The sequence below is a fragment of the Bacillus sp. SIMBA_031 genome, from assembly GCF_046535225.1.
Classification (GTDB): Bacteria; Bacillota; Bacilli; order Bacillales; family Bacillaceae; genus Bacillus; species Bacillus velezensis.
In genome coordinates, this window is sequence record NZ_JAWRXC010000007.1 from 114,081 (window position 1) to 127,740 (window position 13,660).

Sequence of the window (13,660 nt, forward strand, 5' to 3'; positions counted from 1 at the left end):
CGTCAATCCGATGATTGATCCGTGACGGCGGATAATCGGCCGGTGAAAAGGGCAATGTAGTTGGAAGGAACGCATCAACGTGTTAGAAAGGGTGTTATTCATGAAGGAAACAGGTCCGATTCCGCAGCCGAAGACATTCGGCCCGCTCGGCAATCTTCCTTTGCTTGATAAAGACAAGCCTACAATGTCGCTTATCAAACTGGCAAACGAGCAGGGGCCTATTTTTCAGCTGCATACGCCGGCGGGCGCCATTATCGTCGTGTCCGGCCATGAACTGGTGAAAGAGGTTTGTGATGAAGAGCGGTTCGATAAAAGCATTGAAGGGGCTTTGGAGAAAGTCCGGGCGTTTTCCGGCGACGGGCTGTTTACAAGCTGGACGCATGAGCCTAACTGGCGAAAGGCGCATAATATTCTGATGCCGACCTTCAGCCAGCGCGCGATGAAAGATTATCATTCGATGATGACTGATATCGCGGTGCAGCTGATTCAAAAGTGGGCTAGGCTGAACCCGGATGAGGCCGTTGATGTGCCTGCTGATATGACCCGCCTGACGCTCGATACGATCGGGCTTTGCGGCTTTAACTATCGGTTTAACAGCTATTACAGGGAAACGCCTCATCCGTTTATCAACAGCATGGTGCGCGCCCTTGATGAAGCGATGCACCAAATGCAGCGCCTTGATGTTCAGGATAAGCTTATGATCAGGACGAAGCGCCAATTTCATCATGACATTCAGGCGATGTTTTCGTTAGTAGACAGTATTATCGCAGAGCGCCGGTCAGGCGGCCGGGATGAAAAGGATCTGCTGGCCAGAATGCTGAATGTGGAAGACCCGGAAACGGGCGAAAAACTTGATGATGAAAATATCCGGTTTCAAATCATCACGTTTTTAATTGCCGGCCACGAAACGACCAGCGGCCTGCTTTCCTTTGCCATCTACTTTCTGCTGAAACATCCCCGTGTTTTGGAAAAAGCCTATGAAGAAGCCGATCGGGTTTTGACTGATCCCGTTCCTTCATATAAACAAGTGTTGGATCTTACTTATATCCGAATGATTTTGCAGGAGTCATTGCGCTTATGGCCGACCGCGCCTGCGTTCAGCCTTTATGCGAAAGAGGATACGGTGATCGGCGGGAAATATCCGATCACGCCGAAAGACAGAATTTCCGTCTTAATTCCCCAGCTTCACCGTGATAAAGACGCGTGGGGAGACAATGCGGAGGAATTTTATCCGGAGCGGTTTGAACATCCTGATCAAGTGCCTCACCATGCGTATAAGCCGTTTGGAAACGGTCAGAGGGCGTGTATCGGTATGCAGTTCGCCCTGCATGAAGCAACCCTTGTTCTGGGGATGATTCTGCAGCATTTTACCTTTATCGATCACACCGATTATGAGCTCGATATTAAACAGACACTAACGATCAAGCCCGGCGACTTTCATATCCGGGTGCGGCCGAGAAACAAAGAAGCCGTTGCGGCTGCTCTCCCGGCGGCTGAAAAAGCGGCGGAAGACGTCGAAAAAGAAAAACGGGAAACAAAAGGCGCATCCATTATCGGGCTTGATAACCGACCGCTTCTGATTCTGTACGGCTCAGATACGGGAACCGCAGAAGGCGTGGCGCGGGAGCTTGCCGATACTGCCGGGATGCACGGCGTCCGGACTGAAACGGCGCCTCTAAATGACCGGATCGGAAAACTGCCGAAAGAAGGAGCTCTCTTGATCATTACGTCCTCTTATAACGGAAAGCCTCCGAGCAACGCGGGACAATTCGTTCAATGGCTTGAAGAAGTCAAACCCGGGGAGCTGGAAGGCGTCAGATATGCCGTCTTCGGCTGCGGTGATCATAACTGGGCGGCGACATATCAGGCTGTACCGAGGCTTATTGATGAGAAGCTTGCCGAAAAAGGGGCGGAACGCTTTTCCTCCCGAGGCGAAGGGGACGTCAGCGGCGATTTTGAAGGAAAGCTTGATGAATGGAAAAAAAGCATGTGGACGGACGCTATGAAGGCATTCGGCCTCAAGCTGAATGAAAATGCCGAAAAAGAGCGAAGTGCGCTGGGCCTTCAATTTGTCAGCGGGCTTGGCGGGTCCCCTTTGGCAAAGACGTATGAAGCGGTTTACGCATCCGTTGCGGAAAACAGGGAACTTCAGGCGCCGGAAAGCGGCCGGAGCACAAGGCATATCGAAATCACTCTGCCGAAAGAGGCTGCCTATCATGAAGGGGATCATCTCGGCGTGCTGCCGGTAAACAGCAAAGAGCAGGTCAGCCGTGTTCTCCGCCGATTCAATCTGAACGGGAATGATCAAGTGCTGCTGACGGCCAGCGGACAGAGCGCGGCTCATCTCCCGCTCGATCGGCCGGTCAGGCTGCATGATCTTCTGAGCAGCTGTGTCGAATTGCAGGAAGCGGCATCAAGGGCTCAAATCCGGGAAATGGCCGCTTATACGGTCTGCCCGCCGCACAAACGGGAATTGGAAGATTTTCTTGAGGAGGGCGTCTATCAGGAGCAAATCTTAACATCGCGCGTCTCGATGCTCGATCTCCTTGAAAAATATGAAGCGTGTGAACTTCCGTTTGAGCGATTTCTGGAGCTTTTGCGCCCGTTGAAGCCGCGGTATTATTCGATTTCAAGTTCGCCCCGGAAACATCCCGGGCAGGCTTCAATTACCGTCGGCGTCGTTCGCGGCCCCGCCCGGAGCGGTTTGGGGGAGTATCGCGGAGTCGCTTCGAATTATTTAGCGGACCGCGATCCTGAGGATGGTATCGTGATGTTTGTCCGCACTCCGGAAACACGATTCCGGCTGCCGGAAGATCCGGAAAAACCGATTATTATGGTCGGTCCCGGCACAGGAGTCGCCCCGTTCCGCGGATTTCTGCAAGCCCGGGCGGCGTTAAAAAAAGAAGGAAAAGAGCTGGGGGAGGCTCATCTGTATTTCGGATGCAGAAACGATCATGATTTTATTTACCGTGACGAGCTTGAAGCTTACGAAAAAGACGGAATCGTGACGCTTCATACGGCTTTCTCCCGCAAAGAAGGCGTACCGAAAACGTATGTGCAGCACTTAATGGCGAAAGACGCCGGCGCTCTAATTTCCATCCTCGGCCGGGGAGGGCACCTCTACGTATGCGGCGACGGCAGCAAAATGGCGCCCGATGTAGAGGCAACGCTGCAAAAAGCGTATCAGTCGGTCCGCGAAACAGACGAACGGCAAGCGCAAGAATGGCTTTTGGACCTCCAGACAAAAGGCATTTACGCAAAAGATGTTTGGGCGGGGATTTGATCGATTTGATGAAAAGGACTGGATGACTCCAGTCCTTTTTTTACATCAGCCAAAAAAACCTTCAAGTTTTTCAGCCCCTTTGCATACAATAACTTCAGCCCGCCTGTTGGGCGGCTGTCTTTGATATTCATTTTTCGTTTTTAGAAGTTTGTGTTATTCTTATATTTGGTATCTCCTATTTTCAGACCGGGTCTGATACGGTACCTTTTAATGCCAGAAAAAAATGTGAAACGAAGAACGGATATCCTGCGTCTAATGGCTGGCGGGATAAGATGTTCAATGGGCATGACACGAATGATAAATATATCGTTTTTTTAAATGGTGTGTTTATGGGGCTGTGTGATGCTTTCGTTTTGCTCGGAAAGCAGGAATTGAAGCAAAAAGTAAGAATACAGATTTAAAGTGTTTAGGAAAGTAGAGGTTGCCATGAAGAAATTATTTTCTTACAGACTTAGTTTTTTTGTACTGGCTATTATTTTGTTTTGGGCCAAAACGTATTTAGCCTATCATGCTGAATTCAACCTTGGGGTGAAGGGTCCGACGCAGCAGTTTCTGCTTGTGATCAATCCGTTCTCAAGCGCCATTTTCTTTTTAGGACTGGCATTGTTTGCGAAAGGCCGCAAATCAGCGATTATCATGGTGATTATTGATTTCATCATGACGTTTATTTTGTATGCGAATATCCTATTCTATCGATTCTTCGATGATTTCTTGACATTCCCTAACTTAAAGCAATCCGGTAATGTCGGAAATATGGGAGACGGCATCTTCAGCATTATGTCCGGCCATGATATTTTATACTTTGTTGATATTATTATTTTAATCGCGCTTCTGGTGTGGAGACGTGAGCTGAAGGAATTCAAGCTGAAAAAACGGTATACGTCATTAATTATCGTGACGGGTATTGTTTTGTTCTTCGTGAACCTGGCGATTGCCGAAGAGGACCGCCCGGAGCTGCTGACAAGAACGTTTGACCGTAATTACATTGTAAAATACTTAGGCCTTTATAATTACACGATTTATGACGGCGTACAGACGGCGCAGACGGAATCACAGCGGGCATATGCCAGCAGCGATGACCTGACGAGCGTTGAAAACTACACATCGTCGCATTATGCGAAGCCGAACGCCGAGTATTTCGGCAAGGCCAAAGGCAAAAACATCATTAAGATTCACCTGGAGAGCTTCCAATCGTTTTTGATCAATTACAAACTTGACGGAAAAGAAGTCACGCCGTTCCTGAATAAACTCGCACGCGGCGGAGAGGACATGACGTACTTTGATAACTTTTTCCACCAAACGGGCCAAGGTAAAACATCTGACGCCGAGCTGATGATGGATAACAGCCTGTTCGGACTGCCTGAAGGATCAGCCTTCGTGACAAAAGGGGAAAACACGTATCAATCGCTTCCTGCCATCCTTGACCAAAGTGAGGGCTATACAAGCGCCGTTTTACACGGTGACTACAAATCATTCTGGAACCGTGACCAGATTTACAAACATATCGGCTACGATAAATTCTTTGACGCCAGCACATACGATATGTCTGATGACAACCTTGTCAATATGGGTCTGAAGGATAAACCATTCTTCAAAGAATCCATTCCGAAGCTTCAATCGCTGAAGCAGCCGTTCTACGCGCATTTGCTCACGCTGACGAACCATTATCCGTTTACGCTTGATGAAAAAGACGCAACGATCGAAAAAGCGAAAACGGGCGACGCGACTGTGGATGACTATTTCCAGACGGCGCGTTATCTCGACGAAGCGCTTGAACAGTTCTTTAAAGATCTGAAGGCATCCGGTTTATATGACAACTCGGTGATTATGCTTTACGGAGACCACTACGGAATCTCTGAAAACCATAACCGCGCGATGAAAGAAATTCTCGGCAAAGAAATTACGCCTTATCAAAACGCGCAGAATCAGCGTGTGCCGCTTATGCTTCGCATTCCCGGCAAAAAAGGCGGGGTGAACCATACGTACGGCGGTGAAATGGACGTTGTGCCGACGATCCTTCACTTGGAAGGCATCGATTCTAAGAAATATATTAATTTCGGCACCGATCTCTTCTCGAAAGACCATGATGATACGGTGACGTTCCGTAACGGAGATTACGTCACGCCGAAATATACTTCCATCTCCAATGTCGTATACGATACGAAGACAGGAAAAGAACTGAAAGGCAATCAGGAAACGAAAAACCTGAAAGCCAGAGTCACAGAGCAGCTGAAGCTGTCTGACAGCGTGATGTACAAAGACTTGCTCAGATTCCACAAATTGAGCGACTTTACGCCGGTTGATCCGTCTAAATATCATTACGGCAAAGAAAAGCTGAATCAGGATAATAAATAATAGAAAGAGCCTTACGGAATTTCCGTGAGGCTCTTTTTTTGTGTGTATCTTCACCAATCTGAAAAAAGAGAGAGCTTTTGGTCACAAAGGGCGCCAATCTCTCATATCTTACAGTAGATTTTGAAACCGGTGATAGAGAATCGGACAAATTATCGGGTTGGTTTCTCTTATACGGGCGGTTTCGAATCCAATATTCACAGAGAAGAGGGGTAGAGATGAAAGCAGTCATTCTCTGCGGCGGAAAAGGAACGAGAATGAGCGAAATCACCAATGAACGTCCCAAACCGCTCGCCATGATAGGCGGCAAACCGATTCTATGGCATATTATGAAACTCTATCAATACTATGGCGTGGACGAATTTATCCTGCTTCTTGGTTTCAAAGGAGAGATGATTAAGGAATATTTCTTAGATTATGACTGGAAGAATCACAGCATGACGCTGGACAGCTCTACCGGAGAAGTGCGGATATTGGGAAAATCCGAGCCGTGGAAAATCACTTTTTTAGACACGGGGGAACACACGCAGACAGCGGGGCGGCTTTTACAGGCGAAGGACATCATCGGTGATGAAACCTTTCTTATGACGTACGGGGACGGACTGGCCAACATCAACCTGTTTCATCTGATCAGCTATCATCAATCAAAAGGGGCTGCGGCGACCGTCACCGGTATAGAAAAGACCTCGCAATTCGGAACGCTGACGGTTGAAGACGGTATGGCGAAAAGCTTTTCTGAAAAAACCTCAAGTGACGGCATCATCAACGGCGGATTTTTCGTGCTCAGCCCGAAGGTATTTGATTATCTGCCGAAAGACAGGGACGTCATGTTTGAAGAAGAACCGCTGAAGGAGCTGGCGAAAGACGGCGAATTGGCGGTATACCGGCATTACGGTTTCTGGACGGCGATCGATACGTATAAAAATCTGCTGGAAATCAACAACATGTGGGACCGGGGACAACATGTATGGAAGGTATGGTGATCAAGTTTGAGTTTCTGGAAAAATAAAAATGTGTTTGTGACGGGATGTACAGGTCTTTTAGGAAGCTGCTTGGTGAAGGAACTGATCGATCAGGGGGCCAATGTGACGGGACTTGTCCGTGACACTGTGCCCAAGTCGAACCTGTATCAGGGAGAACAAGTGAAGCAAATGAATATCGTGCAGGGCGCGCTTGAAGATCTGGATGTGATTGAGCGGGCGCTGGGCGAATATGAAATTGACACGGTCTTTCATTTAGCCGCTCAGGCGATCGTCGGCGTCGCAAACCGCAATCCGATTTCCACATTTGAAGCCAATATTCTCGGCACATGGAACATCCTTGAAGCGTGCCGCAGGCATCCGCTCATCAAGCGGGTGATCGTCGCGTCCAGTGATAAAGCGTACGGCGACCAGCCGACACTGCCGTACGATGAAAACATGCCTCTTCAGGGCAAACATCCGTATGACGTATCAAAAAGCTGTGCCGATTTGTTAAGCCACACATATTTTAATACGTACGGACTTCCGGTCTGTATTACGCGCTGCGGCAACTTGTACGGCGGCGGAGATTTGAACTTCAACCGGATTATTCCGCAGACGATTCAGCTCGTGCTGAACGGTGAAGCGCCGGAAATCCGCAGCGACGGCACATTTATCCGTGATTATTTTTACATCGAGGATGCGGTCGAGGCATACCTTTTGCTGGCGGAAAAGATGGAGGAGCTCAATCTTGCGGGGGAAGCGTTCAACTTCAGCAATGAGATTCAGCTGACGGTGCTGGAGCTAGTAGAAAAAATTCTTAAGGCCATGGACAGTGACCTCAAGCCGAAAGTGCTCAACCAGGGAAGCCATGAAATCAAGCACCAATATTTATCGGCGGAAAAGGCGAGGAAGCTTCTGAATTGGACGCCCGCGCATACCATTGATGAAGGATTGGAAAAAACGATCGAATGGTATAAAGCCTTTTTTCAAAAGTAACAGAAACAGAGGTGAGAGAAAGACGTGACAAGCGCATATTGCACAGTTTTATCAAAAGGAAGGCTGTATCAGGCTATCGCTTTGTTCGGCTCATTGAAAGCGGTTCAGGCGGACGCCCCCATTTTTACTTTGTGTATGGATCAAGACACCTATGACGTGCTTCAGGCAATGCGGCCGGATAATGTCACCTTGATTCAGGTGTCCGCACTGGAAAATGAGGAGCTCCTTGAACTGAAGCGGACGAGGGATCAAAGCGAATACTGCTGGACGGTGAAGCCGGTATTTCTCGAATTCGTGCTGGACGGACATCCGGAATTAGAGCGTGTCACGTACATTGATGCCGATTTGTTTTTCTTCGCTGATCCGCGCGCGATTTTTGACAATCAGCCGGATTGTTCGGTGCTTCTGTCACGGGGCGATATCGTCATTCCCTCATTTGAAAAACAGGAAATCGACATGCTGCAGCGTCTTTTAGGCCGGTATAATTCCGGTTTTCTCAGCTTCAAAACCGACAGTGCCGGCACAGATTGTCTCAGATGGTGGAAAGAAAGCTGCCTGGAAGAATGCAAAAATGCGCCGGGCGAAGGAAAATTCGGAGATCAAGGCTACTTGGATTACATGTCCGGCCTGTTCCCGAACGTGTGTGACATCACCACGCCCGGCGTGAATATCGGCCATTGGAATTACGGCCGCCACACGTTTTCATGGAAGGACGGGCGTCTTGTGCTCGAAGACGGAAGTCCGCTGATTTTCTATCATTTCAGCGGATACCGGATCGTTACAGCCGGCGACATTCGGCAGATTCATGAGACGGACCGGACCGACCTGCCGTTTGTCCATCAGCTTTACCAGGACATTCTGAAGCGGGTGATCGGGACGGTCAGCGCCGTCTGCCCGGAGTTCAGCGGCTTTGCATCTGAGGATGATAACAAATAAATGATCATATACAGGAAGTGAACGAAAAGTGAAGGCAAGCGTCATTGTTCCCGCATATAATTCCAAGGAGAGGCTTTATAACAGCCTGCTGTCCCTGAATGAACAGGAATGCACAGAGCCGTTCGAAGTGATTGTGGCTGACAACGGTTCGGAAGACGGAACCTTATCCATGCTTGAATCATTCAGCGCGAATTTTCCGCTGATTTTTGTGAGAATTAAAGAAAACAGAGGGATCGCTTACGGCCGGAATCAGGCGGTCCGCAATGCCAGAGGCGATATTTTGATCTTCCATGACAGCGACATGCTTGCCGAAAAGGATTTGGTGGCGAAGCATATCAAGGCTCATGAGAACCGGGACGATCTTGTCGTATGCGGTATGTTCTGGAAGCGGATTTACAGCTTTTATTATGACCGTTTTGAAAAAGAGCATAAGGAAAAACTCGCCGAACTGTATGAAGAGCTGCCGGGCGATAAAGAGCCGCTCCTTGATAAAGGTGACATCAGAGACGGAAGTTTTCTTGACCAATGCTTTGATTTAGATACCGACTTTATCCGTGTGCTGAAAAGCATTTTGGAAAAATACGGAGATGATTTGAACGGCTACCGTCTGCCGTGGCGTTTTTTCATTACGAACAATTCGTCAGTCAAGAGACAGCACGTGGCAGATCTCGGCCTGTTTGATGAAGGCATTGTCAGATACGGCTTTGAAGATTATGATCTCGGCATCAGGCTTCATCAGTCGGGAATGAGATTTCAGCTGCGGCGCGATATCATGAGCGTCCATCAGGAGCATCCGAGCAACTGCGCTTCGGTTGATGACATCAGGGCGAACATCGCGTACATGTGCGACAAGTACAATGACATTCATTCGCTTGACGTGCACCTCGCTTTTAACGGCCCGTTTGACGCGGAGTTAACCAACAGCATGATGGCAGACATCGAAGTGCTGCTTGATTATGAGAAATATGAAAGCCTGCTGCACATTTTTCTCGAGCTGCTGCACGCGGTTAAAGACCGCAACCTCGACCCGGACTGGAAGACGAAAAGTCCGCGTATCACGGCGAACAGCTTCAATCTGCCGGAGGTCGGAAAGCTTTTGGCAAAAGCGGAAAAAAAGCTGGGCGTCACGCACTTTGCAAGGGCGTTCAAAGCGCTGGCTGCTGATTTACTGCATGTGGATCTTAAATAAATTGGATGTGATATGGTGAGTAAATATCATTTTTCAACCATTGTTTCCAGAACGCATATCTTTAAACTGATGCCGATGATTCATTCTCTCCATGAGCATTGCCGGGATTTTCATCTGTATGTGCTATGTGTCGACCAGAAAGCGTACGAACTGCTTCAGCAGGTGCCGTGGGAACATGTCACGGCGGTTCAGCTCCATGAAATGGAGGACCCGGAGCTGCTTGAAGCAAAGGGCGGCCGGACGTTTCATGAATATTGCTGGACGCTGAAGCCGGCTTTTTTGTTCCATGTGATGACAGAGTATGATGAAGCCGAATATTTTGCCCACTTGGACACCGATCTCTTTTTCTTCTCAGATGCGGGCGAGCTGTTTGCGGAAAAGCCGGATGCTTCCCTTTTTCTGACGGATCACCGCAATTCAGAACGGTTTGCGTCTTATTACAAGCTGACGGGGCAGTACAACACCGGGTTTGTCGGCGCGCGGAATACCGGGGAAGCGTATCGGGCGGTCTGGCAGTGGAGACAGGATTGCATCTCCTATTGTACGGTGGAGATGAATGAAGAAAAAAAGACATACGGTGACCAAAGGTATGTTGAAAAGTGGCCCACGCAGTTTGAAGACGTTCATGTCACGGAGTCGATCGGCGCAAATGCGGCGCTGTGGAATATTGAGCAATATGACGTCAGCCTGCGCGACGGGGCTGTATATGTCAATGACACCCCGCTGATTTTTTATCATTTTTCAGGCTTTACGCTCGTCACGGAGAACGAATTCAATCTGTGCTGGTACTATCACATTGATGACGAGGCGACAGTCAATATGATTTACGTGCCGTACATCAAAAACGTAAAAAAATGGATTGATGAAATTCAAAAAGCATTTCCTGATTTCAGAGACGGGTTTATTCCGAAATATGCGGTTCCTGACACTCATTTTTATACGGTTGAAACATAAAATCCCTGCCTTTTCGGCAGGGATTGTTTTTATGAATGCCATTCTTTTAATGTTTTGTCGCTCGGCAGGACAAAGGCGAGCAGACCTAAAACGGGCAGAAAGGCGACGGCTGTCATGGTCGGCGTCAATCCCGCTGAATCAATAAGAGCTCCGAGCGCAACGGCTCCGATCGCGCCCATTCCGAAGGCGAGCCCGACCGTAAGCCCTGACATCGTTCCGATTTTGCCTGGAACAAGCTCCTGCGCGTAGACAACCGTCACGGAGAAGCTGGACATCAGAACAACACCGATCAGCGCCAGTACGCCATAGGCGATGACAGGTCCCGCAAACGGAAGGAAAATCGTCAATGGAGCCGATGCTATCATCGAAACGATGATGACGTTCCGCTTTCCAAAACGGTCTGCAAGCGGCCCGCCGAGAAACGTGCCGACAGCTCCGAAAAATAAAAAGACGAAGATGTAGCTCTGTGCCTGCTGAATGCTGACATGATAGGCATTCATCGCATAGAACGTATAAAAGTTGCCGATTGCGCTCACATACCAGGAGCGCGCGAAAATTAAGAAGATAATCATGATAAGGGCGAGAATAATCGGTTTTGTAATCACGGTCTGCACAGCGGAGGCCGGTGATTTTTTACTTACGGCGCGCAAATGAATCAGGCGGCCTTTATACCATTTGGCGATATAAATGAGAAACAGAACAGCGATTGCGGCGACAAGCGTAAACCAGACAGAGCCGAATTGATCGAGCGGAACGAGAATCAGCGCGGTAATCAAGGGCGCCATCGCCTGGCCGGTATTCCCTCCGACTTGGTAAATCGATTGCGCCAAGCCGCGCTTTTCGCCGGCGGCCATGTAGGCGACACGCGATCCTTCAGGATGAAAGACGGCGGAGCCAAGGCCGATAAAAAAGACACAGCATAAAATCGTCAGAAAAGACGGGGCGAACGCGAGACCTAAAATGCCGAGCATGCTTGCGGTGAGTCCGAGCGGCAAAGCATACGGCATCGGGCGTTTATCCGTATACCAGCCGATGACGGGCTGCATCACGGAAGACACCATATTCAGCGTAAAGGCGATCATTCCGAGCTGCGTAAATGTAAGATTCATGGAACGTTCCAAAATCGGAAACATCGCCGGAATCACCGCTTGCAGTGAATCGTTCAGCAGATGACAAATCCCGATAATGAACAAAATAGAATACATGGTTGTCTCGGGACGATGGACAGGTTTTTCTTTAAGCGGGGCGGCAATGGCCAAAGTGATTCTCCTCCTTTTTATGTAAACGAAGCATACACCATATTATTCATAAGGTGAATGAATTATCAAGTGCAAAAAAGGCTCTTCTTTCTCAAACAGAAAAAAGAGCCTCCCTTTTTATTTATTTAACAAACTGTGTTTTCTCGAATACATCATATAAACGACGATCCCGGCGGCGATCCAGATGACAAAGGCAAGCCATGTCACGCCCGGCAGGCTGCTTGCGAGATACAGGCATAAGCATGCGCTGATGATCGGCACAACAGGCACGAAAGGAACACGGAAGGAAGATTTGATCTCCGGATGTTTCTTTCTTAAAACGATGACGGCGATCGCAATGACCGTAAAGGCCGCCAAGGTTCCCATATTGACGAGATGCGCCAAGGTTCCCAGATCAATAAAACCCGCGATCCCGGCGGCAACGATCCCCGTCACCCATGTGTTTTGAAACGGTGTTTTAAAACGCGGGTGAACCTCGGAAAACATGCGTGGCAAAAGGCCGTCTCTGCTCATCGCAAATGTAAGGCGCACCTGAGCGTAAAGCAGAGCGAGCATCACCGTTGTAATCCCGATAATCGCGCCGACGGAAATAATGCCTGCTATCTTGTTCTGGCCGACAAATTGGAGCGCGAAAGATACCGGATCCCCGACATTCAGCTTAGTGTACGAAAGCATTCCCGTCAGGACGAGCGATACCGTAATGTAAAGGATGGTGCAGATGGCAAGCGCGCCGATGATTCCGAACGGCATTGATTTCTGCGGGTTTTTCACTTCTTCCGACGCGTTTGACACGGCATCAAATCCGAGATACGCGAAGAAAACGGTCGCGGCGCTCGTGATGACGCCTTTCATTCCGAACGGCATAAACGGCGACCAGTTTTCCGGTTTCACGTAGCCGAAACCGACGATGATAAACAGCAGAATGATCGCAATTTTCATCAATACAATGACATTGTTAAAGCGGGTGCTTTCTTTCACGCCCCTTGAAACAATCGCGGTGATGACCAAAATAATGATAACGGCCGGCAGGTTGAACACGGCACCCGTTTTGCTGCCGGGTGCGGCGGTCAGCGCCTCCGGAAGATGCAGCCCGAAGCCCGCAAGAAGCGACTGGAAATAGGATGACCAGCCGGTTGCGACGGCGGCGAGCGCGATGACATATTCAAGCATTAAGTCCCATCCGATTAAAAACGCGAGACACTCCCCGAGAGTGACATATGAATACGTATATACGCTGCCTGAAATCGGAATGGATGAAGAAAATTCCGCATAACAAAACGCGGCGAGCGCGCAGGCAAGGCCCGCGAGCACAAACGACAGAATCAAAGCCGGTCCTGCGCCTGTCGCGGCCACAGTCCCGGTAATCACAAAAATCCCCGTGCCGACAACACAGCCGATTCCGAGCAAAACCAAGTCAAAAGCGCTTAACGAGCGGGACAGGCTGGTCTGTTTGCTCTGGGCCTTTAAGTCGGCCAGCGGCTTTTTCCGAAATAGTAAAGACATATGGGTCCTCCTGAAAATTCATAATATTCTTATCATTATATACACTGACGTTTGTATTATATTGTCGAAATTTCTCGCAGTCAATTAAAGAATTTTCCACTTTAAAAGGACAAAGCTAAAAAGCGTCGATGCACGGAAGGAACGGGAATTTTATTGTGAAATAGTTCAATTTTCTCACCTTAAGACCGATACAAAAGATGACTCATCAACTAATTTCAAGTTTCGG

General features: G+C 48.9%; 9 protein-coding genes. 7 read left to right on the forward strand and 2 right to left on the reverse strand.

What is annotated here, in order from left to right; all coding sequences use genetic code 11:
* The first annotated feature begins 100 nt into the window (after positions 1-100).
* The 7 genes from SB724_RS16570 to SB724_RS16600 all read left to right on the forward strand — a co-directional run bounded on the left by SB724_RS16570 (position 101) and on the right by SB724_RS16600 (position 10,672).
* Positions 101-3,283, forward strand: coding sequence for a bifunctional cytochrome P450/NADPH--P450 reductase (locus SB724_RS16570; RefSeq protein ID WP_410571972.1), 3,183 nt, complete (start codon positions 101-103; stop codon positions 3,281-3,283).
* Between the two features lie 426 nt (positions 3,284-3,709).
* The gene (ltaS, locus tag SB724_RS16575; RefSeq protein ID WP_038457233.1) at positions 3,710-5,638 is read left to right on the forward strand and encodes a lipoteichoic acid synthase; all 1,929 of its coding nucleotides are present in this window, start codon (positions 3,710-3,712) and stop codon (positions 5,636-5,638) included.
* Between the two features lie 215 nt (positions 5,639-5,853).
* Positions 5,854-6,618, forward strand: coding sequence for a glucose-1-phosphate cytidylyltransferase (gene rfbF / locus SB724_RS16580; protein WP_265973491.1), 765 nt, complete (start codon positions 5,854-5,856; stop codon positions 6,616-6,618).
* Between the two features lie 6 nt (positions 6,619-6,624).
* The gene (locus SB724_RS16585) at positions 6,625-7,593 is read left to right on the forward strand and encodes a GDP-mannose 4,6-dehydratase (protein WP_012117042.1); all 969 of its coding nucleotides are present in this window, start codon (positions 6,625-6,627) and stop codon (positions 7,591-7,593) included.
* Positions 7,594-7,617: 24 nt separating this feature from the next.
* Positions 7,618-8,529 (forward strand): putative nucleotide-diphospho-sugar transferase, encoded by a 912-nt coding sequence (locus SB724_RS16590; protein ID WP_410571975.1) that lies wholly within the window; start codon positions 7,618-7,620, stop codon positions 8,527-8,529.
* A 28-nt stretch (positions 8,530-8,557) separates the two neighbouring features.
* On the forward strand, positions 8,558-9,718 hold the full coding sequence (locus SB724_RS16595; RefSeq protein ID WP_410571977.1) for a glycosyltransferase: 1,161 nt from the start codon (positions 8,558-8,560) through the stop codon (positions 9,716-9,718).
* A gap of 15 nt (positions 9,719-9,733) precedes the next feature.
* On the forward strand, positions 9,734-10,672 hold the full coding sequence (locus tag SB724_RS16600; protein ID WP_265973493.1) for a putative nucleotide-diphospho-sugar transferase: 939 nt from the start codon (positions 9,734-9,736) through the stop codon (positions 10,670-10,672).
* A 29-nt stretch (positions 10,673-10,701) separates the two neighbouring features.
* Here the strand turns inward: SB724_RS16600 and SB724_RS16605 are convergent, their stop codons facing one another.
* A complete protein-coding gene (locus tag SB724_RS16605) occupies positions 10,702-11,931 on the reverse strand; it encodes an MFS transporter (RefSeq protein ID WP_410571979.1) in 1,230 nt (409 codons plus the stop codon).
* A 117-nt stretch (positions 11,932-12,048) separates the two neighbouring features.
* Positions 12,049-13,434 carry a branched-chain amino acid transporter BcaP gene (bcaP, locus tag SB724_RS16610; protein ID WP_410571981.1) on the reverse strand — a complete coding sequence of 462 codons (1,386 nt, stop codon included), beginning with the start codon at positions 13,432-13,434 and terminating at the stop codon, positions 12,049-12,051.
* Positions 13,435-13,660: the final 226 nt, after the last annotated feature.

Bases quoted from the DNA above. Each gene is read 5' to 3' on its own strand.
- SB724_RS16570 (WP_410571972.1), top strand. From the start codon at position 101: ATGAAGGAAACAGGTCCGATTCCGCAGCCGAAGACATTCGGCCCGCTC.
- ltaS (WP_038457233.1), top strand. From the start codon at position 3,710: ATGAAGAAATTATTTTCTTACAGACTTAGTTTTTTTGTACTGGCTATT.
- rfbF (WP_265973491.1), top strand. From the start codon at position 5,854: ATGAAAGCAGTCATTCTCTGCGGCGGAAAAGGAACGAGAATGAGCGAA.
- bcaP (WP_410571981.1), bottom strand. From the start codon at position 13,434: ATGTCTTTACTATTTCGGAAAAAGCCGCTGGCCGACTTAAAGGCCCAG.